19 protein-coding genes are annotated in these 25,647 nt (G+C 57.5%); 12 read left to right on the top strand and 7 right to left on the bottom strand.

From position 1 onward, the window contains the following. Positions 1-58: 58 nt before the first annotated feature. The 5 genes from ACTQ1S_RS03115 to ACTQ1S_RS03095 all read left to right on the top strand — a co-directional run bounded on the left by ACTQ1S_RS03115 (position 59) and on the right by ACTQ1S_RS03095 (position 8,362). The gene (locus ACTQ1S_RS03115) at positions 59-2,305 is read left to right on the top strand and encodes a hypothetical protein (protein WP_441547046.1); all 2,247 of its coding nucleotides are present in this window, start codon (positions 59-61) and stop codon (positions 2,303-2,305) included. A 165-nt stretch (positions 2,306-2,470) separates the two neighbouring features. Then, positions 2,471-4,603, top strand: a complete 2,133-nt coding sequence (locus ACTQ1S_RS03110; RefSeq protein WP_441547045.1) for a hypothetical protein — start codon at positions 2,471-2,473, stop codon at positions 4,601-4,603. A 2-nt stretch (positions 4,604-4,605) separates the two neighbouring features. After that, the gene (locus ACTQ1S_RS03105; protein WP_441547044.1) at positions 4,606-5,679 is read left to right on the top strand and encodes a hypothetical protein; all 1,074 of its coding nucleotides are present in this window, start codon (positions 4,606-4,608) and stop codon (positions 5,677-5,679) included. 8 nt (positions 5,680-5,687) lie between these two features. After that, entirely contained in the window at positions 5,688-6,722 is a 1,035-nt protein-coding gene (locus ACTQ1S_RS03100) for a hypothetical protein (RefSeq protein ID WP_441547043.1), read from the top strand. Between the two features lie 398 nt (positions 6,723-7,120). Further along, complete coding sequence (locus tag ACTQ1S_RS03095) at positions 7,121-8,362, top strand: PD-(D/E)XK nuclease family protein (RefSeq protein ID WP_441547042.1); 1,242 nt, start codon at positions 7,121-7,123, stop codon at positions 8,360-8,362. 124 nt (positions 8,363-8,486) lie between these two features. Here the strand turns inward: ACTQ1S_RS03095 and ACTQ1S_RS03090 are convergent, their stop codons facing one another. Together ACTQ1S_RS03090 and ACTQ1S_RS03085 are read right to left on the bottom strand one after the other, a co-directional pair. Then, complete coding sequence (locus ACTQ1S_RS03090; protein ID WP_441547041.1) at positions 8,487-9,269, bottom strand: hypothetical protein; 783 nt, start codon at positions 9,267-9,269, stop codon at positions 8,487-8,489. A 61-nt stretch (positions 9,270-9,330) separates the two neighbouring features. Continuing rightward, a complete protein-coding gene (locus ACTQ1S_RS03085) occupies positions 9,331-10,428 on the bottom strand; it encodes an RtcB family protein (RefSeq protein ID WP_441547040.1) in 1,098 nt (365 codons plus the stop codon). Positions 10,429-10,650: 222 nt separating this feature from the next. Here ACTQ1S_RS03085 and ACTQ1S_RS03080 point away from each other — a divergent pair, with 222 nt between their 5' ends. Further along, positions 10,651-11,661 (top strand): helix-turn-helix transcriptional regulator, encoded by a 1,011-nt coding sequence (locus tag ACTQ1S_RS03080; protein ID WP_441547039.1) that lies wholly within the window; start codon positions 10,651-10,653, stop codon positions 11,659-11,661. A gap of 7 nt (positions 11,662-11,668) precedes the next feature. Further along, complete coding sequence (locus ACTQ1S_RS03075; protein WP_441547038.1) at positions 11,669-14,956, top strand: ATP-dependent helicase; 3,288 nt, start codon at positions 11,669-11,671, stop codon at positions 14,954-14,956. A gap of 24 nt (positions 14,957-14,980) precedes the next feature. Here the strand turns inward: ACTQ1S_RS03075 and ACTQ1S_RS03070 are convergent, their stop codons facing one another. From ACTQ1S_RS03070 to ACTQ1S_RS03050, 5 genes are all read right to left on the bottom strand, one after another. Further along, entirely contained in the window at positions 14,981-15,838 is an 858-nt protein-coding gene (locus ACTQ1S_RS03070; protein WP_441547037.1) for an HAD-IIB family hydrolase, read from the bottom strand. A gap of 87 nt (positions 15,839-15,925) precedes the next feature. Further along, the gene (locus tag ACTQ1S_RS03065; protein ID WP_441547036.1) at positions 15,926-16,264 is read right to left on the bottom strand and encodes a P-II family nitrogen regulator; all 339 of its coding nucleotides are present in this window, start codon (positions 16,262-16,264) and stop codon (positions 15,926-15,928) included. 192 nt (positions 16,265-16,456) lie between these two features. Then, entirely contained in the window at positions 16,457-17,734 is a 1,278-nt protein-coding gene (locus tag ACTQ1S_RS03060; RefSeq protein ID WP_441547035.1) for an ammonium transporter, read from the bottom strand. Between the two features lie 198 nt (positions 17,735-17,932). Beyond that, positions 17,933-18,952, bottom strand: coding sequence for a putative ABC transporter permease (locus ACTQ1S_RS03055; RefSeq protein ID WP_441547034.1), 1,020 nt, complete (start codon positions 18,950-18,952; stop codon positions 17,933-17,935). A gap of 3 nt (positions 18,953-18,955) precedes the next feature. Continuing rightward, the gene (locus ACTQ1S_RS03050; protein ID WP_441538196.1) at positions 18,956-19,492 is read right to left on the bottom strand and encodes an HD domain-containing protein; all 537 of its coding nucleotides are present in this window, start codon (positions 19,490-19,492) and stop codon (positions 18,956-18,958) included. A 227-nt stretch (positions 19,493-19,719) separates the two neighbouring features. Here ACTQ1S_RS03050 and ACTQ1S_RS03045 point away from each other — a divergent pair, with 227 nt between their 5' ends. The 5 genes from ACTQ1S_RS03045 (at position 19,720) to ACTQ1S_RS03025 (ending at position 25,574) form a co-directional block, all read left to right on the top strand. Continuing rightward, a complete protein-coding gene (locus ACTQ1S_RS03045) occupies positions 19,720-21,501 on the top strand; it encodes a 1-deoxy-D-xylulose-5-phosphate synthase (RefSeq protein WP_441538198.1) in 1,782 nt (593 codons plus the stop codon). 648 nt (positions 21,502-22,149) lie between these two features. After that, positions 22,150-23,145, top strand: a complete 996-nt coding sequence (locus tag ACTQ1S_RS03040) for a glutamate ABC transporter substrate-binding protein (RefSeq protein WP_154514875.1) — start codon at positions 22,150-22,152, stop codon at positions 23,143-23,145. 138 nt (positions 23,146-23,283) lie between these two features. Continuing rightward, positions 23,284-23,943: an amino acid ABC transporter permease gene (locus ACTQ1S_RS03035; RefSeq protein WP_154514877.1), complete on the top strand. Its 660-nt coding sequence runs from the start codon at positions 23,284-23,286 to the stop codon at positions 23,941-23,943. Beyond that, positions 23,940-24,773 carry an amino acid ABC transporter permease gene (locus ACTQ1S_RS03030; protein ID WP_427747661.1) on the top strand — a complete coding sequence of 278 codons (834 nt, stop codon included), beginning with the start codon at positions 23,940-23,942 and terminating at the stop codon, positions 24,771-24,773. Before ACTQ1S_RS03035 ends, ACTQ1S_RS03030 begins: the two co-directional genes overlap by 4 nt. Positions 24,774-24,809: 36 nt before the next feature. Next, positions 24,810-25,574, top strand: a complete 765-nt coding sequence (locus tag ACTQ1S_RS03025) for an amino acid ABC transporter ATP-binding protein (RefSeq protein WP_022094659.1) — start codon at positions 24,810-24,812, stop codon at positions 25,572-25,574. Positions 25,575-25,647: the final 73 nt, after the last annotated feature.

Here is a 25,647-nt window from a genome sequence, read left to right as displayed (position 1 = left end):
CTATTGCACAGTGCGAGTATTATTGCACGCCGTGTGCATCAACACGTAAAGGCAATATTTGGATGCGACGAAGGGGCAGTCCCTTTGCCACATCGAGCCGCTGCTTGGTCCCGTTAATGGGACCAACAATCGCCACGCCCGTTTCATCATGCCGGTAATGATCGATAAGGAGGCCGACATGAACAATCAGGCATGCGATGGCATCACCGATGCCGGCAAGGACCTCGTCCTCAGCTGCATCAAGAGCCAAGAGCTGCGGGACCACATGCGTAAATACCTATACTGGCCAGCGCCAATCATCGCCGGCTCTCTTAAGACGCTTGATGAAAAACGCACCATGCTCGAGCAACTCCGCAAGGAGGTTTCGCCGGAACTGGTCGAAGATATCGATTCGCATCTCGCCCAGCTCAACAGCGCACTCGATATGCTCCACAACATCGAGCGCGACCGCGGAATCCTCCTGTTGCACGTCATGGTCTACAACGAGGAGGAGCGCGACGCCGACGCCCTCGACGGTCCCTTCCCCACCGCATCGTGGGAGGCCGCGCAGGCACTCATGAAGCGCTACATCGAAGAGTATCCTGAAGACGACTGGTCCGAATCGTACTGGAAGATCGACCTATACACCCCAGAAGACCTTCACGAACATCAAACGGCGCAGTCCTCCCTGGCGTTTGCGGCAACCAAGGATGGCGAGCTTATATTTCTCCGCGATCAGCGCAATAACCGCACTCGCAAATCGTATGTCGAAAGCGCCTGGCGAAACGATAGCAGACGGTTCTGCAACAGCAACGAACCCATCTATACGCCGTGGGTCCCAGGCGACATCCTCAAAATCGACGGTCGCCCCTTTGATCACGGGCCTCGCTTTGCCATTGTGCTCGAAAACGACTACGAGCACACGCTCCGGGGACAGATCTGGTGCGCAGGGCCTAGTAAAGATCACGGCGTTAAGGAGGGTTCACTTTCATCCGGCACCTACAGCGACAGTCTCCTGGACCCCTTCATCCCCTCCGCCCTCTACACCGCCGAGTGCTACACCGGTGAGCTGCCGGACGACTGCGCTTTTATGCTCGAGCTTTCGCAGATGCTGCACGACAACCCCGACTACGGCAAGCAATGGTCCGAAGGCTCGGTCGGACATGACTGCCTTCAGCCGTATCGCAAGCCCGCCAACCAAAGCGAGCTGGATATTCGTCCGGACATCTTCGAGTTTTTAGACTCACAAAGTATTAAGGAGCATCTTCAACGAATCAACTACGAGCTCACCACGCCCGTAGCGGCTTTCATTGTCAATTGCTCGCATAAAGCAACGCTGCAGCAAAAGCTCGAAGGCTGGCAAAAGATCATCGACAATATGCCCAATTGCACTATGAGCCGCAGAAATGACACGGTCAACGTCCCGGACTTCCATGCCTTTCTGCGCAATGTCATCAAGCAGGAGAAACGAAAACTCGCGCACCTTAAAAGGACGGACGGTCAAAGCCTGTACTTCTTTGAGGACTACTCGTGGGACTGGCGCGGGCAGGGCGGCTGTCTTTACGGCCCGTACAGCAGTTATCAAAAGTGCTTCGATGCCATCTGGAAAGAGCTCGACGGTGACGATCCCAAAGCCATCAGGATCACTCGTCGTCCCATCGACCCAGAAGAAGACCACTATGCCGACGACATGGTCTTACTCAATGCGAACGGCGAAGTAATGTCTTGCGATTACCGCAACAAAAGCGAGTGGGACGAGGCGGGCACCGCCAGCGATTTCGAGGACATGTGGTTTGATATCCCGACGCCTTTCCATGCCGGAGACATCGTCTGCAACCTCCAACGCCCCGACAAGCCGATGGTGCTGTTTGACCTGCAAACTTGGGGATCCGAACGAGTCGACAAAGAGCTGGCCTCCTCCGTCTACAAAGAGCGCCTCGTTCAAAAGGCCGACAAGCTATTGCGCTGGCACCGATATGACGGCGACACCAGCGACATGTACGCCTACGGCTGCCAAGTCTCATCCGCCTTGCATTTCCCCTTCTACATTGGGGAGCCTGAGGGCTTTCTTTTGGACATCGACTATTACCGCAAGCCGCTCAAGTCAGAGGAGCGAATCCTTTACGGCGTCAGGGCATATGTCAAAGGCGACCTGGCGGTTGATTCGCTCGCCGCAATGGCCAGCGCATGCGAGCTACAGGCGCTGGCGGAGAAAAAGGCGCGTGGCTTCGAGGATGCAGACGGTTGGCTCAAGGACCGCTACCCAGAACTGTTCGATGCGACGGCCGATCCCTTCTTAGAGGGAGGTTGCACCAGTTACGCTTAGTTTTTGAAACGCCACTACCGATTGTCCTTTCAGTACGCGCACACTCATGTACCAGTGCGTTTCCAAAAGTATGTTTGACGCGAGATTCATATCAGACCCGTTAATGGGACCACAAAGCACAACCTCTGATGGATGCTAACGGCAACGACCGAATTGGAGGTTGCTATGGACAGCCAAGCAGATACCGTGATCACCGATGCCGGCAGGGAGCTCGTTTGCAGTTGCATCAAGGACGATGAGCTGCGTGCTCATATGTTCAAACACATGGGAATGGCAGATGGCTCCCTCTGTAAAACCATCGGCGGCTCCCTCAAGACGCTCGACGAAAAACGGACCATGCTCGAGCAGCTTCGCAAAGAGGTCCCATCGGATTACGCCGAGGCGATCGATTCCGGCCTCGAACAACTCGACACTGCACTCGATATGCTTTACAACGTTGACCGCGACCACGGCATCTTGCTGGTCTCCGGCATGTTTTACAGTGAAGAGGAGCGCGGGCACGACACCTTTGACGGCCCCTTCCCCGTTGCCTCATGGGATGCCGCTCAAACCCTCATGAAGCAATACGTCGATGATGACCCCGATGAAGATTGGTCCGAATCATTCTGGCAGATTAAGCTCTATACCGCCGAAGACTTACACGACCGCCCGTGCGCTCAAGCCTCGCTGATATTCGCCGCGACCATGGCTGGCGATTTGGTCTTTTTGAGCGATCGCCGGAATCAGCGGACTCCGCACCAAAGCATCGATCACTTGCCGTGGAACAATAGCAAGCACTTCTGCGCCAATGGCGAGGTCTTTTACACTCCCTGGGTCCCCGGCGACATCATCAAGATCGACGGTCGGCCCTTCGACCACGGCCCTCGTTTCGCCATCGTGCTCGAAGACGACTACGATAGTTCGTTCAAAGGCCAGGTTTGGTGCACCTATCCGAGCAAAATCTACGGCGTTGAGGAAGACAATCTCCGCTTGAGGGATTTCACGGACGGCTTCCTCGACGACTTCACACCCTCTGCGCTCTACACCGCCGAACGCTATATCGGCGACTCGCCCGATGATTGCTCCTTTATGCTCGAACTCTCGAAAAAGCTGCACGATGACCCCGGCTGTGGCAAACATTGGTCGGATGGATCGGTCGTACACGACTGCTTGCAGCCATATCGCACATCGGCCGGCGCCGGCGTCAACGCCATACGTTCGGACGTTCTCGAGTTTCTCGACTCGCCCGATATCAGAGAGCATTTGGAAGGCATCGGCTACGAGCCCACCACGCCCGAGGCAGCGTTCATCGTCGACCATTCGAACGAGAAGACGCTGCAACAGAAGATTGAGGCCTGGCAAAAGATTCTCGAAAACATGCCCAATTGTGCGATGAACAGGCGATACGGCACGTTCAATATCCCCAACTTCCATGTCTTTCTTCGCGACGTCATCAGATGGGAGCGCAAGAAAATCGCCCGGTTCAAACAGCCTGGCAAGCACATGTATTTCTTTGAGGACAAGACGGGAAGTTCCCATGAGAGCGGGTGCAATTATGGCCCCTACACCAGCTACGAAAAATGTTTCGAGGCAATCTGGAATGAGCTTGAGGAGGAAAATCCTACCTCGATAGAAATAACGCGCCGCCCGATCGATCCGGACGAAGACTACTATGCCGCCGACAGGCTCATGCTCAACGCAAAAGGCGAAATTATGGACTGCCAGCTGAGCTGCATCGACATGGAACGCGAGGGCGAAGACCCCACTTTCGCTTTTGAGTTGATGTGGTTTGACATCCCGACGCCATTCCACGCCGGCGACATCATTTGTCGTCACGGCGACCCTGGCGACCCCATGCTGCTTCTCAATATGCAGACATGGACCACGCAGCGGGTCATAGATGAGCTTCTGCCTTCCACCTACAGGGAATGCGCTGCAAAAAAGGCCGATGACCTGCTCAGGCACCATCGGCAAAATGGCGATACGAGCGACATGTACGCCTACGGCTGTCAGATTGAATATCCCCTGGAGTACCCCGTCTATATCGGAGAGCCGAGTTGTTTTCTTCTCGATATGGAATACTGCCGTACCCCGCTCAAGCCGGAGGCGAGAATTCTGTACGGCGTGCGGGCATATCTCGATGGCAATCTGGGTCTTGACTCACTTATTGCGCTATCAAGTCTTTTCGAGCTGCAGGCGCTGGTCAAGAAAAAAGCCGAGCGGTTTGAAGGGGAAGACGGCGGGCTCAAGATCCGCTATCCGGAGCTGTTCGATGATGCGATAACCCCGCCGGAGCGATTCGAAACAAAGAGGAGCTAGCCATGGACATCTTGGATTTTGTGGACTCCCGGGACATTCGGGAGCATCTCCGCCGCATCAATTTTCAACCCAACACCATTGAGGCCGCCTATCTGGTTTGGTTTTCGAAGACCGCCACGCTCGATCAGAAATGCGAAGCTTGGCAAGAGATCGCTCGCACTATGCCCAATTGTTCGCTGGAGGCAACCCATGCCGGTCTTGGAAGGCCGGCCATCCCCGATTTTCATGCTTTTTTGCGCTGGACAATCGATTACAACAAGCGGTGCGTCGATGCGTTTGCGAGTGGGACGGGCTACGTTTATCAGTATGAAGAGGAGATTGTGCCCGACGGGCAACTTTGTGGGGCCTTCGGCGCGCCATTCAGCTGTTATGGGAAATGTGCCGAGGCGTTGCGCGGTGATGATGAACTGGCGAGCCGTCCAGAGGCACGCGTACGCATCACCCGGTGCCCGCTCGATGCCGACGAAGAACATCGCCGGGAAGATTGGCTCCTAGTGAACGGCAAAGGTGAGGCCCTTTCCGTTTATTGCCCTTCAGCCGGCCCCATTGAGAACGATTGGGAGATCGCGTTCGAGTTCATCTGGGTCGATATCCCCACGCCGTTCCACACCGGCGATATCGTCTGGACGCCACAAGGCAGTGCCCGCGAGCCGTTCACGTTGCTCGATCTGTCCACGTGGGACCGGACACAGCTTGAGGCAGAGCTTCGGCAGGTAGACCGTTCTGACGAATGGCTTGATCATGCGCAGCAGCGCCTCGAGCACTATCGCCATGCAGGAGATATCAGCAACATGCGTTCCACTGGCTGCTCGATTACCTACAACGAGACGTTTCCCCTCTACATCGGCGAACCGGAGCCGCTCTACCTAAATCTCGAGTACTACCGCAAGCCACTCGAAGACGAACAACGGATTTTAGTCGCAGCCCAGGCATATCTGCGCGGCGACCTGTATGTCGACTCACTTGTAGCGTTTATCGACACCATAAGGATGGAGTCCAAGGCAAAGCGCAACCTGAAAGAGCTACGTCTGGATCAGGCGCCGCTCAAGAAAAAGTATCCGCAGCTATTTGAATAGAGGTCGTCATGCCCGAATCCACAAGAAGTCGCACCAACAACTCGGAGACTATCGTGCACGAAGAAATAATCAACTTGATCGACTCTCCGGAGCTGCGAGAGCATTTGCTGCATAATCCGCAGCTCCTGAGCGGCGACCATTACATGCAGATTGTCGGTGGAGCACCGGTTGAAATTACCCGCAAACGAGAGCTACTCGGCAGACTGGTTGCTGGCGGGTGCAACTCGTCAGACGACACCCCTTACTGGCACTATCGGCAGATTTGCATCGACTACATCGATGACTGCATGAATACGCTAAACGCCGTCGACGGAAACAGGAAGGTGCTGCTTATTAGCGAAATTAGCTTTGTCGACAACAAAGTGGGATCCGCCATCACGCATGGCCCCTTCCCCGTGGCATCCTGGCAGGCCGCCCTTGCGGCAATGAAGGCATACGCAGACAAGTGGAGCGAAATGACAGACTTATCGTCCTCATACTGGATGATCGAGCTGTTCAACCTTGCCAACGACCCGAGCTGTTCATATCCATACGACGGCTTTCTACAGCCAGACTACACTTACTACGCAAACGCCTCCGGCGAAATCCAGTACATCTGCAGGGAAGAAGAGGGCGAATGTGGCGAGGTGCTCGACTGCATTGTGGGTGGAATTTTTGGGCCATGGTTTAAGGGGGCATATGTCGACCTGCCCACGCCGTACAAAAAGGGCGACATTCTCGAGATTGACTGCAGGCCATGGGCGCCGGGACCTTGCTATTGCCTGGTAGCAAACTCGAAATTGGACTGTCTGTATCCCGATGGCAATGGGCAGATCAGATGTGGCTCTATCCCCTACGGCAGCTGCTTTGCCGGATGGGCGTATACGAACTTGATGCTGTCGCCCGTGTTCAGGGCGAGGAAGGTAGCGCGGCCCTTGCCGGAAGCATGCGTGACCTTGCAAGCGGTCGAGCTGGACAGGATAGAAGGCTTGCTTGAAGAGTACGCCGACAACAAGGAGAACGAGCCTGGCTGGCTGGATATATATCGGCATCGCGCGCGTTGACGAACACGGGGTTCCACACCGATACTCAGACGAAATAAATAACAGGTGCGACGGACCCATCCGACGACGAGAGCCAGATACAGTGGCGGCGCAGACTTTTTGAAGAGAGACCCAGACGCCGGTATTTGAATATTTTCCCGTTCACCCGTCCAGATCGTCCGTACATCTTTGTTGCTCAACAAATTCACAAGGTCCGCGTTCTACTATTTTTGTTATAGAGGCCGCTAAAGACGGGAGCAGAATGGGCACCGAAAAGAAGGCCACCTGCGTCGATTCCTATACAACAATCGCTCAAAAACTGTTGGCTATGCGAAACGACGTTGAAACCCTTCTCAAAATCTGTAAGCCCCCGCATTTACAACGAAATGATTGGATCGAGTATTAACTGGAGGTCGATAATGAACAACAACGAGCAAAAAGAAGTTTTAATCGCCAAGGTTTTTTGTGGTAGATATCTTTTCGATGGTGAGAACATTGGCCATGAAGTCATTGATTTTTTTGACACAGATAATGGTGAAAGATATCTATATATAGCTCCTGACGGAATCGTTAATGACCACCCCAATGTTGAAGCAGTGCTTCTAATCCGATCATATGGAAACACGCTGGGTGAAGTCGTTGGTCTAGCATGCGACCTTGAAAACATTTGTCCCCCGAGGAACAAGAAGGAAGCTCTTCCAATGCCATACGGCAGTGTTTCCTATAACGGCGTTTCGGTGGATAAGATATTTGCCGAAAACGTTTACAAAGGAGAAAAAGAAGAAGCGTTTAGAACTCTCAGCTACCATGCAGGATCGTTTAAGGTCCCCAGTCCCAAGCATCAGATCTTTATTTCCATGGGCAAAGCAAAAAACGAAGACGAGCGTCATCATCCAATTGAACTAATATGCAACGATAAGGAGCAGTGGGGACATCAACGAACATATATCTCCAGCGTCAATCATCCAGAAGCTTATGCACGGTTAAAAGAACTGATGGCGGATGAGGAAAAATGGGAGGAACAAATCGGGATAAAAACCGTTAAGTCGGCGAGTTGCGATAAAACGCAGCCCTCGTTCCTTGAAATTATCAGAAAAGAAGACGATGAGCTCGTGTTCTCCAATTTGCTGGCACATTACCTAAGTTGTAGCAAAAAAGGATTTGAAGCGTTTACCAAAGAGGTTCTCGATATTAACGACTTCGGCCCGCACCCCACGATCATTCGCGAATCAAAAGACCACGTGGATTTATGGATTGAAAATGATCGGCACATCGTTGTGATCGAAAACAAAATCCATTCGGCGATTAATGGCATTAAACCCGATTGCAAGGAAACGCAGCTTTCACGATATCGAGAAGCGGCGGAAAAGGAATGCAAAGACAGAACAGTTAAGTGCTATTTATTTGCGCCGGATTTCAATAATGTCGACGAGGCCGAGGCAAAAGCAGCAAGATTCAGTGTTAAACACTATAGTGAGCTATATGCATTTTTTAAAACTAATAAAAGCCTATTTACCGGAGATGAACGCTACGGCGTAGATGAACATTACGATGAATTCCTCATTGGGCTGAAACGGCATACCCTGGCTCCCGCGGAGCGTAATGAGCAAGCGATGCTCGAAAGGTTCTCGTACATGATAGATAGAGCAAAACAGAACTGAGCGAATACCGACTCAGCCGGCAAGACTGCAACCGTCATCTCGATCGCTCCAATCACCTCTCAATAAAAAATCGACCCGTGGTGCAAGCGCGCCACGGGTCGAGCTGTCGCTATCGGCTATGGCCTCAGCCAAAGACTCGCGCACAGGAAGGCTCCATGCCATCGGCACTCATGCGGGCGAGGGCATCTGCGTTGCAATGAGTCTCGGCGAACGTTGCGTCGTCCTCTCTGCCCTCCACCGCAAAGCAGCCTGCTAAGATCGCCGCCGTTGGGCTGAGCATGTTGCGCAGGTCGCGCAGGATCGCATTTATCGGGCGGTTGTCGTCGAGCATTTCGAGTCCGTCGATTACGACTACGACGTCCTTTAGCACCGCCCTATTCCACGCCTGGTCGCCGAGCAGCCAACTCGTTAAAAGGTCTATGGTCATGTTGTCTTCGGCAAAGATGCCCAAGTCGCGCTGCTTGAGGCGCATCGTTGCGCGGATTGCCTCAACCTGTTGTTCCTCAGGATCCTCTGACACCTTGTCATCCATCTCGGCACGAATAAGCCGGGCAACCGCATCCTCTTCACGCTCCCGCATCGGCACGTAAAGCACAGCGCACTGCTCGCTCAGGCATAAAACCGCATGCGCCAGTACGTTCGAAACGTCTTCATGCGCGCCGCCAATCACGCTAAGCTTGCCTAGTCCAATACCGCCGCCCAGGATGTCATCAACAGGCATACCAGTCTTCAATACCTGTAGGACCTCGAACACCGATGTTTCCATGGCATGATCGAGCCCGGAAGTCAGTCGATCATGGAAACGGCTTATGTCAAAGCCGCCATCGCCCCGTTCTTCACGAATCCAACCACGCTGGCTCGCATCTGTCGGCGGCATAACGCCTGGCAGGCCCATTATCTCGCCCATGCTCACAGAGTGTCCAATTCGGTCGTCCCTGGAGTCCAACTTTAGCGTCATCGCAACCCTCCTAACGCCTACCACGCTTGCCAGTGGCCTTAAAATTCCAAATCGGCTTGAGTCGGTGAATAACATCAACCGTCGGGTCCATGAGTCTCAGTGCATCATCCGCAGGCTTATACGCTTCGGGCGACTCATCGAGCGTCGTCTCGCATGCACTCGGACAGTAGATGCCGGCATCGCGCATCTCGTTAACGAACGACCTGGTGTCGAGCGTTTGGAACGCTTTGGCGCGGCTCATCGCGCGACCCGTCCCGTGCGGCGCCGAACAGTTCCAGTCCTCGTTTCCCTTGCCGCGTGCGATAACGGCACCGTCGCGCATGTTGAACGGAATCAGCACCATCTCGCCCGCATGAGCGCTAATGGCGCCCTTGCGAATCATGCCGCCTTCCGAGATGTAGTTGTGCATGGTGGTAAAGCCGTCTCCGTCGAGCCGAATTCCCGTACGCTCAATAATCTGTGCGACAATCGCCTTGCGGTTCTGATTCGAGAAGCGTTGGCAGTTATGCATATCGACGAGATACTCGGCAGAAAGATCTCCCACGAGATACTTAAGCTCGTCGGGGATATCTGCCGTGCACGTCTTCTGCGCCAGCGCCTGATGATGCTCCGCCGTCTGCTTGCCCATGTTGCGCGAGCCGGTGTGCACGACCAGATATTGGCACCCATCCTCGTCCTCGTCGAGTTCAATGAAGTGATTGCCGCCGCCCAGCGTGCCCATGGAGCGCTCAACCTTGCGCTTGTCCTGAAGCCAATCGCGCGACTCCATGTCAAAGTCCGCGAGTACGCAGGCAGGATCGCGATGAAGGCTAAAGCCCGTGGGCACCGCGCGCTTCACATCGCGATTGAACTGAATGAGGTCGTCGCGCGCGATGGTTTCCGCAAGCGGCACGCAGTACATCCCGCATCCGATGTCGACCCCCACCAGGTTGGGAATCACCTTGTCGCCCAAGTTTGCCGTAAAGCCAATCACGCAGCCCTTGCCCTTATGGGCATCGGGCATGATGCGGATCTTGGCGCCTTCAAACGCCGGGCAGCTGGAAATCTCCTCGATCTGCTCCTTGGTTGAATCCTCAAGATTCTCGGCAAAGACTTTGATGTCTGCCATCGCATTTCTCCTGTTCTGATCCTTGTAAACCGGAACCGGCCCCAAGCCAATAGAGCGCATGTCACACCATCCAGCCAAACCGCCGATTTCCGTTTAACCACCTTTCGCCCTATTCGAGCTCTTATTGCTGCGAATACTACGGTCGCGCGGACTACAATGAGTCCCAATAACGGGTCTTGTTTTGTATCTCCGGTTGGTACCCTGCCGGCGAAAGGAGACAACGTGGCGAACAGACCAAATCAAAAGCTCAGGCTTCTGTTCCTGCTTAAAACCTTGATGGAAAAGACCGACAGCACGCACGGACTCACAACGCAGCAGATCATCGAGGAGCTCGCCTATCACGACCTCGAAGCCGAACGCAAGGCCATCTATCGCGACCTGCAAACGCTTCGCGACTTTGGGCTCAACATCGACCAGCGCGGTGGCAGGGAATGGGCCCTGGTCTCACGCCCGCTCGACCTGCAAGAGCTCATCATGCTTGTTGACGCCGTGCAGAGTTCGCCGTTTTTGACCGATGAGTTGACCGACCACCTCATCGGCAAGCTGCAGAGCCTCGCCAGCCTGGGCGAACGCAAGCTGATGCACAAGCGCGTCGATGTGCCTTCGCGCGTGAAGATGCAAAACTCTGATGCCCTGCTCAACATCGACTTGATTCAGCAGGCTATGCGCGAAAAACGCAAGATTCGGTTTCGTTACTTCCACTACGACGCCGCCAAGCAAAAGGCCCTTAATCATGACGGAAAGGCCTACGAACTCACACCCGTGCGCCTTATCTACTCCGACGAACTCTATTACATGATTGGCTTTAGAGATAAATGGGCTAATGCCGGCTCGGGTCATCAGCCGTTCACGCCCTACCGCGTCGACCGCATGCTCGATGTTGCGGTGTCCGAAGAACCCGCGCCCAAAGATCCGCGTATCGCGGGCTATGTGCTCGAGGACCACGTTTCGCCATCGTTTGGAGTCTATGCGGCCGATAAGACCACCGTGGTGCTGGAACTCGATGACCGCGCAATGAACCCGCTCATCGACAAGTTCGGGCTCGATGCCGTTGTGTTTGAGAACCAGGATGGGCGCCTGTTGGCGACCGTCAAAGCCCCGCTGTCGCCTCAGTTCTTTGGCTGGCTGCTGCAACTCAGCACCTTCATTAAGATCGTTCAACCTCAAAGTGCCATCGATACGTATCTTGACTATCTCGATAGCACGCGTGCGCTCTACCAGGAAGACAGGTAGTACTGCCATGAACATGACCCCCAACTTTAACGTATCGTTCGAGCGCCTGAATCCCGAACAGCGCGAGGCCGTCGAATGCCTAGATGGTCCGTTGCTCGTCATTGCCGGCCCCGGCACCGGCAAGACGCAGCTGCTGAGCCTGCGCGCGGCGAACATCTTGGCCAAACGCGACGCCGCCCCTAGCAACATCCTCTGCCTCACCTATACCGAGGCGGGCGCGGAAGCCATGCGCAAACGCCTGATTGAGCTCATTGGGCGCGACGCCTACGGCATCGAAGTCGGCACGTTCCACGGATTTGCAAGCAGCATCAGGTCGCGCTATCCCGAGTACTTCGTACGCCCTTCGACCGACACGCTTGTTACCAGCCTGCACCAGCAAGAGATTTTTGATCGGCTGCTCAAATCGCTGCCCTTTGGTTCTCCGCTAGGCGGAGGGTCACCTGATATGCCTGCGCAAAACATCGGTAAGATGATCGGCTTTGTCTCCAAAATCAAACGCAGTGGCCTGGACTACGACACGCTGAGCGCCATCACGCAGCAGAATATCGACGCCGCTACCTGGCTCACCGAACATTCCGAGCTGCTTACGCTCGTCTGTGGAAGGGCAAGCGCCGCGTTGGCCGAACGCTTTGAGGAAGAGGTTGAGCGTGTCTGCGCCATGGCGCCTACATCGCTCACCCGCCCTATCGACTGTCCTGCCGGCACGTACGTGCCGTACATTCTTGAGTTGCGCGACACCGTTCGCCGCACCGAACTTATTGACGAGAAGGGAAAGTCGTCGGGGTACACCAAGGTGCGCGATGTCTTCTTTGGAGGCAGCAACTCGCAGGGACGCACCTTTAAGATTGCGGAGCAGAGCGAGCGACTTAAGACCGCTTGCGACGTCGCGCGTCGCTACCAGAGCGAGCTCGACCAGCACCATCTCTACGATTACGACGACATGATCGGCGACTTCGTTAACGCCGTCGAGCACAACGACGCGTTGCGCCAAGTGCTCCAGGACACCTATACCTATATCCAAGTTGACGAGTTCCAGGACACCAATGGTGCCCAGATGCGCATCATCGAGCTGCTCTGCGACGGCGTTGATGCGCCCAATATTATGGCCGTTGGCGATGACGATCAAGCCATCATGCGTTTTCAGGGCGCCACGATCGAATGCGCCAACCAGTTTGCGGCCGAGTTCTCGCCCCGGAGCATCGTGCTCAAGACCAACTATCGCTCCACGCCCGCCATCGTTGAGCTTGGTCAAGCTATCGCACGGCAAATTGAATATCGCCTCGACGCCAGCTCGAACAAATCGATCGTGGCGTTTAGGCCCCAAGGTGATCAGGTCGGCTTTAGCGAGAACGTTTACACCGGCAAAGCCGAGGAATACGCCGCCGTCGCCGCAAGCATTAAGCAGCGACTTGAGGCCGGTTACCTCAATGACTGCGAAGATCCCAATGAAGGAATTGCAGTCATCTCTGCCAAACACGCCGCATTGCGCTCGCTGATTCCCTTCCTCGTTAAGGAGAACGTGCCGTTTTCCTATCGCGAACGACAGAATCTCTTTGCTTCCGAGCGCATGCAGACGACGCTGGCGCTGCTGCGCTGCGTTGCCGCGCTTACTCGCGGGCAGAAGGAGCTCGCCAGCAGCTATCTTCCGCAGATCATCTGTGCCACCGAGCTGGGCGGCGACCATCCATCGTCCGTGACGTTTGCGCTCAGCGCCAAGCGAGACCAGCATGGCGACTGGATGGCCGCCATGCGCGAGAGCAATATCGCCCGCGTCAAAGAGCTGCACGACGACCTTATGCAGTGGGCGGCCGAGGCCGGCGCCTCCCCGGTCAGAGCGTTGCTCTTTAAGATTGTAGAACGCAGCCTTGGCTATTATCAGGATCATAAAAAACAGGATCCGCTGGGTGCCGCCGAATTCAATGCCGGCATCCGCGCCCTGCTCACCTTTGCCGAAGGTGAAATGGGAGACGCGCGCCGCATGGGACGCGCGCTTCGCCTGCCCGATATTGTCGACAAGCTCGATGCCGCTCAAAAGTTTGGCGTGAGTATCGACGCATCGATCGACCTCGGCACGCCGGGAGCTGTTCGCCTCACCAGCGCCCATAGCTCTAAGGGCCTGGAATTCGACTGCGTCTACCTGCTCGATGCCGACGACTCCACTTGGCACAAAGGCGCCGGCGGCATGAGCTTGTACCCGTCCAACCTGCTGATTCGCGATGAAAAGGATGACGACGACGCGCGCCGCCTGTTGTTTGTCGCCATCACGCGCGCTAAACGACACCTCGAGCTGTGCCGCGCCGGCGGGTTGGCGCTGCAGGAGCTCACGGGACTTATCGACTCTTGCGAAGTTTCTGCTGAAGCAAACCAGCTCAGCGTTGCAATCGAAACCGAGTGGCGCGACAACTACGTGCTCGATACGCCCGAGCTCCGCGCGCTTCTGGAACCTCATACCGACGTGAAGTTTCTTTCTGCCACAGCGCTCAACAACTTTGTGACGTACGAACCTGGATGCGCAAATAGTCTGCACTTCCCTGAGAAGCAGATTGTGCGCCTGCCCACGGCGCCCACGATCCAAACCGAATTCGGCACCATCGTTCACGCGATGTTCGAGGAGATCGTTAATAGAATGGCAGCCGATGGCGAGGCGGCGATTGAGACAATTGAGGCCGAGTATCGCCAGCAGATTTCGTGGCTCGATTTTGCCCCCGAGGACGTCCATCGCTATTCGGAGCGCTTCGAACGCATTTGTCGTGCATTCGTCCCCTGGCTTGTCGAGCATGTACATGGCTATCGCTGCGTCACAGAGGCGAATATGCAGTGCCTGACCACCGAAGGAACTCCGCTCTTTGGTTTTCTCGACCTGCTCCTCGTTGACGATGCAGTTAAAACGGTACAGATCGTTGACTATAAGACTGGCTTTGGCAAAGAAGTCCCTGCAGGCTACCAACGTCAGCTCAAGTTTTACAAACTGCTGGTCGAAGCATCACCCGAGTTTTATGGCTACACCGTCACTTCCATGGGCGACTACTATGTAGAACCCGACAAGACAACGGGCGAGCTCCGCCCGCCGTTCGCGACAACCGCCAACGCCGACGACATTGCCGAGCTCGAACAACTCATTGATGCCGTATGGTCGCGCATTGAACACGGTGCTTGGGACACCAGCGCCTTTGAGCAGAGTGGTGCTTATGGACTGGCCGTTGAGGAACAAAAGGGCTGCCGCAAAAAAGCCGATAAAACCGAGGTCATGCAGCGCGCCTACGAGCACTGGCTAGTCGAGAACCTCGGAATGTGACGAAGGGGCAGTCCCTCTGTCACATCATTCGATGATGGTGCGGGAGTTTTGCTTATGCATGGTGGCGAGCATGTGTTTGGGGACAGCGTGGACCATGCAGCTGCCGATAGTCGCGCTCGCGGCGGCCTTGGCGGCATCGCTGCCGTTTTTGGTCGCGTAGCTGTGGCGGAAGCGCTTGAGCATGGCGATGTCGTTGCCGCCGTCGCCGTAAACCGCGACCTCGTCCTCGGCAATGCCGTAGTAGCCCGCCAGCCAGGCCACGCTCTCACCCTTGTTGCACGCCACGTCCGTGATCTCAAACATCACCGGATCGAACGGCGCGTTGACCACGCGGTCCGAGCGCTCGGCCAAATATGCCTTAAGGTCGCGCTCCAGCTCGGGCGAGGTCACGCGACAATTGATCTTGCATACGTCATGACGCAGGATGTCACCGATCGACTGGTCGAAATATTGCTCCTCGTGATACCCCCCACGTGCACGCATGCCGCGCATCACGATGCGCTTGATAGGGCTGTCCTTCTTAAAACCCGCCTGGTGCATCTCGAACGAACCGCTCGAGAACATGCCGTCGGGCGTGGAGCAATCAAAGCAAATGTCCGGGAACGCCTTGAGCAGCTCCTCGGTGATCTGTGGGTCGATGGTCCAGGTCTTGAGCACCTCGCCATGGCTGTTGCGCACGATGGACCCATTGGAGCAGCAGGCGTCAAGCGCCAGGCCCGTAAAGCCATGCTCGCCGATCGGCAGCGTTGAGCGTCCGGTCGCGGGAACCACATGCAGGCCAGCCTCGGTCAGCTCGCGAATGGCACGGCGGATGGTCCCATCTGCCTCGTGCAGGGCGTTCAGCAGCGTTCCGTCTAAGTCACTCGCAAACATCTTGATCATGGGCATGCCTCTCCTTCGTCTGCACGATATTGTAGACGAGAACGGGCGCGCCCCAAGAGAGGCACGCCCGTCAGGCGAAAGATTGTCCTACACCGCGGCGGGGCCGTGTTCGCCGGTGCGGATGCGGATAACTTCCTCGACCGGCTCGACCCAGATCTTGCCGTCGCCGACGGCGCCGGTGCGGGCGGCGTTGCAGATGATGTCGACAATGCCGCCAACATGCTCATCGGCGCAGATAAGGGTGAACTGTACCTTAGGGATCGTGTTGACAAGCAACTCGTTGCCGCGCACGTATTCCTTCCAGCCATGCTGCGCGCCGCAGCCCTGCACCTGGTTAATAGTCATGCCACGAACATCAGCAGCAAACAGCGCGTCTTTAAGAACCTCAAGCTTTTCGGCACGAACGATCGCCGTAATCTTCTTCATAGTGAATTCCTCTCTTTAATAAAGAAATGAACCGCTCATTCATGTGGCACGGGTTTTCCAGGTGCCCGAGATTGCCCCGAAAGAGGAGCGCCGCGTACTTCGGTACGCAAGCGACGGTTTGAGGGGTAAGGTCGGGTGCCTGGGAAAGCCGCGCGACGATTGAACGGCAAGGTGCGGTGCTTGGGGAAGCTGCTAATCGAGCCCGGAGAACGAGGGATACGCGCTCTCGCCGTGCTGACTCGCATCCAGGCCCAGCGCCTCGTCTGCCTCGTCCACGCGCAGGCTGCCGCGGAACAGCGCCTTGACCACCGCGGCGATCACCAAATCGAGCACCAGTACAAGAGCGACCGTCACCACAATGCCCAAGATCTGCGAGATGAGCAGCGACACGTCGCCCGTGTAGAACAGGCCGCCCTTACCGGTCCACGAAAGCTCCGGCACGCAGAACAGGCCCGTGAGCACGCTGCCCAAGATGCCGCCGATGCCGTGACAGCCAAACGCGTCGAGCGCATCGTCGTAGCCAAACTTGGTCTTGAGATGGCTAATGGCCAGGTAGCAGACAGGCGATACGATCAGGCCCATGACCAGCGCTGCCCACGGCTCGACAAAGCCCGCACCCGGCGTGACCACCACAAGGCCCGCAACCAGACCGGTGCTGGCACCCACCAGCGTGGGGCGACCGGTGCGCACGCGCTCAACGGCAAGCCACGAGACCATGCCCGCCGCGCTGGCCGTCACGGTGTTGAGGATGGCGAGCGCGGCCACGGCGTCGGCCTTAAACTCGCTGCCGCCGTTAAAGCCAAACCAGCCAAACCAAAGCAGGCCGGCGCCCAGCGCCACAAACGGCACGTTGTGCGGGCGGTAGCTCACCATGCCAAAGCCGCGACGACGGCCGAGCATTAAGCAGAGAATCAGGCCCGTGAGACCGGACGAGATGTGCACCACGTCGCCGCCCGCAAAGTCGAGCGCACCGATGACGTCGCCGATAAAGGAACCCTCACCGCCCCAGACCATGTGGGCGAGCGGCGCATAGACCACGAGCAGCCAAATGCCCAGGAAGGCCGTCATGGCACCAAACTTAACGCGGCCGGCCAGGCTGCCCGTGACGATAGCAGCCGTGATCATGGCAAACGCCATTTGGAAGGTGATGTTGATGATTTGAGGGTAGACGGCACCGTCCGCAGCGTTGCCCTCGGCCGCCTGCAGCACCTGGTTGAGCACCGGCAAGCACAGCAGCTGGTCAAGGCCTCCAATAAACGGGCTCGAGCCGTCGCCGCCGTAGGCCAGCGACCAGCCGGCAACAATCCACAGCACACCAACCAGACCAATGGCGCCAAAGCACATAAGCATGGTGTTGATGACATTTTTGCGCCTGGACAGGCCGCCATAGAAAAACGCCAGACCCGGTGTCATTAAAAACACGAGCATGGTGCAGATGAGCATAAACGTTGTCGATCCCGTATCGTACATTCGCTCCCCTTTGGTCGCATGAACGTTGTCGGCGCCCATAATGCGGCCGAGGGGCAACTGGTGTAGACCAGATACGGCGTTGTTAAACGCTGCGTTGTCGAATGGAAACGGTGCCGCAATCTTGGAAACGGCGCGGCAACGGACGCGAAACGAACGGGAAATACGCGAGCAAGAGAGCCGTGTGCGCGCCCATCCCGGCTAGCGCCGAAACAGCTCGTGGGCGCGGTCGCGGAGATTAGTTGCTCGAATGACGCCCTCGTAGCGATTGATGCGCAGACGCGGGAAGGCATTGAAAAAGCGCAGGTCGCGACGGCTGAGCGACACACTCGGCACCGGACGGCTCATGCGCTTACCGGCAAGGCGACGACTGAGCGACGGACGCGGCATGCTCGGCGCAGCATCGGCCACGCGGCGGGCGGCAAGCGCCAGGCCGCGAGCACCATCCGAGATAAACGTCGGCATCGAAGCCTTCTCACGAAGGGCATCGAGCGCCGCGTCGCCCAGCTCGGCCAGCCACGCGTTAACGGCGCGGCTACGGATATGCGTCTGCGCTACCGAGTCGATCGTCGAATCGGGAATACGTTCGAGCATGGAGTCCGAGGCATCGGCAAGCGACTCATTGATGCGGTCGGCAAGGTCGGCGCGCACACGCTCCAGCTGATCGGACAGGCGACGCCAACTGGCCAAAGAGAACACCGCGTCGACCATCATCGCAACCGCGACGATAAAGGCGGACAGCCGCACAATCAGCACCGGCAGATGGCCAAGCAGTCCCAGCAATGCCGGCTCCACTAAACGACAAATGCACAACGCGCCCAGGCCAAACGCGCAGGCCCAGTACAGGCAGATACGTCCGTGCAAGTTAAACGGCAGGTGCGAGTAGTCCCAAAAGCGTGCGCCTGTTGTCTTTTCCAATAGAAGGCCCACACTGTACTCGATTACGCTGCACAAAAGCGCCGCGGCGACAAATTGGCTCGAGGCATCCGGAATCCCGCGCAGCAAAAGCCAGCAGGCTATGCCGCCCACACCATAGATAGGGCAACACGGCCCCAGCAAGAATCCGCTGTTGGCAAAGCGTCCTTGGTTGAGCATGGCGCAGACTGTTGACTCCCATGCCCAACCGCAAAACCCGTAAAAGGCAAACGAGAGCACCAGTGCCGAGAGCGGACAGGCGGCAAGCGTCGCGCCGTCAAATGCCATGTCGATCGCGGTCCCCACCGTCTACCCTCTCCTCTTTTCGCTCGATTCTTCACTCACGCCATCGTCTGCCTCGTCCTTGCGCGGCAGACGGCCGGCGATCGTCTCGCGCAGAGCACACCATTTATCCGCCAGGCACACAATCCATGCCTCACGACACGTCGGCGGCACCGGCACCAGCGGAAACATATGCCGCACAATAATATTCCGCTCGCGAGACGTCAGCTCAAAATCTTCCTCCGCACGCGCCAGGGCAAAAAACGGATGCCGAAATCCGTGCAGGCGATGGCTTGGGTCGGGATCGTGCCAATCGTAGAGAAAGTAATCGTGCAGCAGGGCCCCGCGCAGCAACGAGGCGCGGTCGACCGAGATACCGACACGGCCCAAGCGCTCGGCAAAGGACAGGCTCGCCCGCGCTACCGAAGTCACATGTGCATAGACCGTCACATCGCCATGCTGGATAAACTCGCGCGTCAGGTCCAAGCGGCCCGCCTGGGCGAGCTGACGGGCGGCATAGTCGACCTCGTGCGCGATTTTCTCGGCACGAACGACATCGGACATGCTGCCTCCTTCCAGCGACACACGGCGACAAGCCACAGCCTGCACGCATTGAATAAATCATCATCGAATCTACCAGTATGGCATCGGACAAAGCGTTTTGCCCCACCAGTTGGCGAATTACCGCGCCGCCGTCACATATCAAACGCCAAAATGTGCGAGACTGTTTTGTGCAATTGTGCCGGCCGAGGGAGCGCCGGCGCTCGATTCGCATGGAGTAACCCACAACGATGCTGCTTACGCAAACGACAACGCCCGAGGACGTCAAGGCTCTCGACCGCGCCGAGCTTCCGCTGCTCTGCGGCGAGATCCGCCAGGCAATCCTCGAAAGCTCCGCCGCCGTCGGTGGGCACGTTGCCCCCAACCTGGGCGTCGTTGAGCTTACGGTTGCGCTTCATCGCGTGTTTAACTCCCCCATCGACAAGATTGTCTTTGACGTTTCGCACCAGACCTACGCCCACAAGGCGCTGACGGGGCGCGCGTACACCTATATCGATCCGGAGCGTTATGGTGAGGCTTCTGGCTTTGCCAATCCCGACGAGTCCGAGCACGACCTGTTTGCCATGGGCCATACCTCCACGTCGGTGAGCCTGGGCTGCGGCCTTGCGCACGCTCGTGACCTGGCGGGCGACACGTATAACGTCATTACCGTTATTGGCGACGGCTCGCTTTCGGGCGGCCTGGCGTTTGAGGGCTTTAACAACGCCGCCGAGCTCGACAGCAACTTGATCATCATCGTCAACGATAACGACCAGTCCATCGCCGAAAACCATGGCGGCCTGTATCGCAATCTGGCCGAACTGCGCGCCAGCAACGGCGCCTGTGAGCGCAACGTTTTCCGCGCGATGGGGCTCGACTACCGCTATCTGGACACCGGTAACGATGTGTTAGCCCTCGTCGACGCGCTGCAGGAACTGCGCAATATCGATCATCCCATCGTGCTGCACGTCTCCACCGCCAAGGGCAAGGGCTTTGAGCCAGCCCAGAGCGACCCCGAGCGCTGGCACCATGTGGGTCCGTTTGACATGGCAACCGGGCGCAAGCTCTGCCCGGGCCATCCGAGCGAGCCTGCGCCGCGCACCTATGCCGACATTACGGGTGAGGCGCTCAGCGCCGCCATCGAGCGCGATCCGCAGGTCGTGGGCATCACGGCCGCCACGCCCTACATCATGGGCTTTACACCCGAGCTTCGCGCTGCCGCCGGCAAACAGTTCGTCGATGTGGGCATTGCCGAGGAGCACGCCGTGACCTTTGCCACCGCGCTTGCGCGCTCGGGCGCCAAGCCAGTCTTTGGTGTGTACGGCACGTTTTTGCAGCGCGCCTACGACGAGCTGTGGCACGACCTGTGCCTCAACGACACCCCCGCAACTATCCTGGTGTTTGGCGCGTCGATCTTTGGCACCACTTCCGAGACGCACCTCTCGTTCTTTGATATATCCATGCTGGGCGGACTTCCCAACATGCGCTATCTGGCACCGGCCTGCATGGAGGAATACCTGTCCATGCTGAGCTGGTCGCTCGACCACCGCGAGCATCCCGTGGCGATCCGCGTTCCGGGCATTGGCCTGGTTAGCCGCCCCGATTTGGCGCCCGCCGAGGACACCGACTACAGCGCCGTTCGCTACGACGTGGTGCGTCAGGGCCGCGACGTTGCCGTGCTCGCGCTTGGCGATTTCTTTGAGCTGGGCGAGCGCGTGACAAACCGCTTGGCTGCCGAATACGGCATAGAGGCCACGCTCGTCAACCCGCGCTTTGCAACCGAGCTTGACCGCGAGTCTCTCGATGGCCTTGCCGCCGAGCATCGCGTTGTCGTCACCCTCGAGGACGGCATCTTGGACGGTGGCTGGGGCGAGCGCGTCGCGTGCTACTTGTCCTGCACGCCCGTGCGCACGCGCACCTTTGGCATCGCCAAGGGCTTTCCCGACCGCTACGATCCCAACGAGTTGCTTGCTCAGAACGGCATGACGGTTGAGAATATGGCCGCCGAAGCGGTACGCCTGCTGAACGAGTAGAAAACCTCCGCAAGGGAAGCACCCCTGCGGAGGTTTTTATTTTCCCAACTCAATTGTCTCGATCTGTAACACCTAGAGGACAAATCCTCGCCCAATTGTTACAGATCTAGACAAACCGTCTTTGCCCCTGTTGTTTATCTCAATCTGTAACAGATAGAGACCTTTTGTCCGTCCAGATGTTACAGATCGAGACACTCAAGTCCCCCTAAAGAGAAAATCTCAATCTGTAACAGTTACTCGGCAAAAATGGCTGCAGATGTTACAGATCGAGACAAAACAGCGAGGCAAGCCGCCACATCTGCAAGAATCACCACAAAGGTGCCCGTCCCCTTTGTGGTAGTTTTAAGTCATGGTCGGCGCGAAAAACGAATAGCCGTTCATACGCGATCTCCTTACTTATATATGTCGCGTTGCCGCCATTATAGCGACCGCCGCGAGCGACCATGCCGTCCGCAAAACGCTATCTCAGCTGCAATAACTGACGTTTGCCCAGATAAAACCTGCCAAAATAAACCTGTCCCTTTTTGGTAGGTAGAATTACCCATAAGGTAAGTATGTTTCTGAGTTATTTCGTGTTGACCCATTTGAGCGCGATAGGGTATAACTCTATTCAACCGCTAGGGATTTTATTGAGAAAGGTGTTCTACCATGAGCAAGAACCTCTCCCAGCAGGTCGTTTTCGACCGTCGCGGCTTCATCGCCGCCACCTTTGCAACCGTCGCCGGCCTTGGTCTTGCCGGCTGCTCCGACACCAGCGCCGAGGCCGACAAGGGTTCCGCCGCCGGCTCCTCCAAGAGCCCCGAGGACACCGAGGCTTCCACCACGCTCGATGCCAAGGCATTCGACAAGCTCGTCGACAACGGCCCCAAGGCCGATGATGACGCCATCGCCGCCAGCACCTGGGCCACGGCCGTCAAGGACGCCGGCGTCTTTAAGATCGGTGGCGTTCAGACCTCCACGCTCTTCTCCCTCCTCAACGAGAAGGACGGCAAGACCCGTGGCTTCGACGCCGGCATCGCGCAGCTCCTGTCCAACTACATTCTGGGCGAGAACAAGGTCGAGATCACCCAGGTGACCTCGGACACGCGTGAGTCCGTCCTGCAGAACGGCCAGGTCGACGCCGTCTTTGCCACCTACACTATTACCGATGAGCGCAAGAAGCTTGTCTCCTTTGCCGGCCCCTACTACTACACCCAGCAGGCCATCCTGGTGCTCGCCGACAACGACGACATCAAGAGCGTCGACGACCTGGCCGACAAGAACGTCGCCGTCCAGTCCGGCTCCAACGGCCCCGCCATCCTGGAGGAGTTCGCCCCCAAGGCCAGCCAGCAGGAGTTCAAGACCGACGAGGAGGCCCGCCAGGCACTTCAGCAGGGCCGCGTTGACGCCTACGTCATCGACAACAACATGCAGCAGAGCGCCCTGGTCCGCGAGCCCGGTAAGTACAAGATCGCCGGCAAGCCCTTCGGCAGCAAAGAGCCCTACGGCATCGGCCTGCCGCTCGATTCCGACGGCGTCGCCTTTGTCAACGACTTCCTTAAGAAGATCGAGGACGATGGCACCTGGACCGAGCTGTGGCAGATCTGCATCGGCGATCGCACGGGCGACACCAACGTTCCCGAGCTGCCCGAGATCGGCGCCTAGACAGCGAGCCCAGTAACGGCCGCTACGAAACCATACGGAAACGCACGATGCGCTTTATTGCGCTAAACTGTTTCCACACTGAGTTGTCGGGGCTTCCGTACACACGGGAGCCCCTTTCCTTATCGGCGGGAGGTCCGCATGAGTCTCTCCGAGCTCTGGTCGCTCTATGGCCAGAACTATATCGACGCGCTGCTAGCAACCTGGGGCATGACGCTTGAGTCGTTTGCCATCGCCATGGTGCTGGCCGTCGCTGTCACCGTGATGCGCGTGTCGCCGCTCAAGCCGCTGCGCATTTTTGGCGACCTGTATGTTCAGGTCTTCCGTAACATCCCCGGCATCGCGCTGCTTATCATCGTCGTCTATGCGCTGCCGCCGCTCAAGGTCGTCCTGCCCTACCGCACCTGCGTTATCGTCGCCACGGTCCTTTTGGGCTCGGCCTTTGGCTCCGAGAACTTTATGAGCGGCATCAACACCGTCGGCGTCGGCCAGGTGGAAGCCGCGCGCTCGCTCGGCATGAGCTTCAGCCGTATCCTCGCCAAGATCGTGATTCCGCAGGCGCTGCGCTCGAGCGTGCTGCCCATGACCAACCTCTTTATCGCCGTCATGCTCACCACCGCACTCGGCAGCCAGGTACCGCTTCAACCGCAGGAGCTCACCGGCGTGGTGAGCTACATCAACACGCGCTCGCTCGGCGGCGTCGCCGCGTTCTTTATCTCGGCGCTCGGCTACCTGGGCACGGCCTTTGTGGTGAGCCACATTGGTAACTACATCGATAAGAAGGTGAGGATCCTCCGATGAGCAAGCACTCCTCTTCTGCGCTCACCATGCGCGATGCGCTTTACGAGGCTCCCGGCCCCAAGATGCGCGCCAAGATTCGCATCGGCACCGCTATCTCGCTTGTTGCCGTCGCTGCGCTCGCCGTCCTCGTGTTGCAGCGCTTTTATGTGACCGGTCAGCTTTCGGTCCACTATTGGTATTTCTTTACGCACCTCACCACCTGGAAGTTCCTGCTTGCCGGCTTTGAGGGCACCGTTAAAGTCGCACTCACCGCTGGCGCCATCGCGCTGGTGTTGGGCCTAGCCCTTATGCTCGGCCGCACCAGCGACATTAAGCCGCTGCAGCTGGTCTGCCGCGTGCTCACCGATTTCTTCCGCGGCGTACCGAGCCTGCTGTTCATCTACTTCTTCTTTTTGGTGCTGCCTCAGTACAAAATTGCGCTGCCGTCGTTTTGGATGCTCACGCTCCCCGTCGCGCTCGCTGCAGCCGGTGTGCTGGCCGAGATCTTTCGCGCGGGCGTCAACGCCGTACCGCGCGGGCAGGTCGAGGCAGCCCAAGCGCTCGGTCTCTCCAAAGCTAAAATCACCTTTAAAATCGTGCTGCCGCAGGCGATTCGGTTTATCATTCCCTCGTTGATTTCGCAGCTTGTGGTCGTAGTCAAAGACACCACCGTCGCTTACGTGGTGAGCTACCCCGACCTCATGCAAAATGCCCGCGTGCTCATTACCAACTACGACGCCCTCGTGTCGGTCTACCTGGTAATCGCGGTCATCTACATCCTCATCAACGTCGCGATCAACAAGGCCGCTGTCTACGTTTCGCACAAAACCGGCGCGACCATCATCCGCTAACGCTTTACCATTTCCAGTCATAAGGAGCCGAGCACCATGGCACAGAGCACCTCTTCCACCGGCAATCAGCCGCTGATCGAGCTCAGGCACGTCGATAAGCACTATGGCGATCTGCACGTCCTCAACGACATCAATCTCTCGGTCGACCGCGGCGAGGTCGTCGTCGTGATCGGCCCCTCGGGCTCGGGCAAGTCGACCATGTGCCGAACCATCAACCGCTTGGAAACCATCGACTCGGGCGAGATCCTCATCGAAGGCGAGCCCCTGCCGCAGGAAGGCAAGGACCTTGCCCGTATGCGTGCCGAGCTGGGCATGGTGTTTCAGCAGTTCAACCTGTTCGCACATATGACCGTGCTGCAGAACGTCATGCTGGGACCGGTCGACGTGCTGGGCGTCTCCAAGGACGAGGCCCGCGAGCGCGCCATGGACCTGCTGGGCCGCGTGGGCGTTGCCGAACAGGCCGATAAGGTGCCCGCACAGCTCTCGGGCGGCCAGCAGCAGCGCGTAGCCATCGCCCGCTCGCTTGCCATGCAACCCAAGGCCATGCTTTTTGACGAGCCCACGAGCGCCCTTGACCCCGAGATGATCAACGAGGTGCTCGAGGTCATGGTCCGTCTGGCCCAGCAGGGCATGACGATGATCGTCATTACGCACGAGATGAACTTTGCCCGCCGCGTGGCCGACCGCGTCGTGTTTATGGCCGACGGCCAAATCGTGGAAACCGGCACGCCCGACGAGTTCTTCGACCACCCCCAGACCAAGCGCGCCCAGGACTTCCTCAACTCCATCAAGGGCCACTAACCAGCAACCCCTTGGGACAAATCCATTGAAAGTGTTGTCCCACGTCTCTCATGCGCCCTGTCACCTTCAGATT

This window comes from Collinsella sp. LCP21S3_D3 (genome assembly GCF_052118305.1).
In the GTDB taxonomy this organism is placed as follows: domain Bacteria; phylum Actinomycetota; class Coriobacteriia; order Coriobacteriales; family Coriobacteriaceae; genus Collinsella.
Note: the sequence above shows the minus strand (reverse complement) of the source record. Positions and strands in the feature narration are given on the sequence as shown.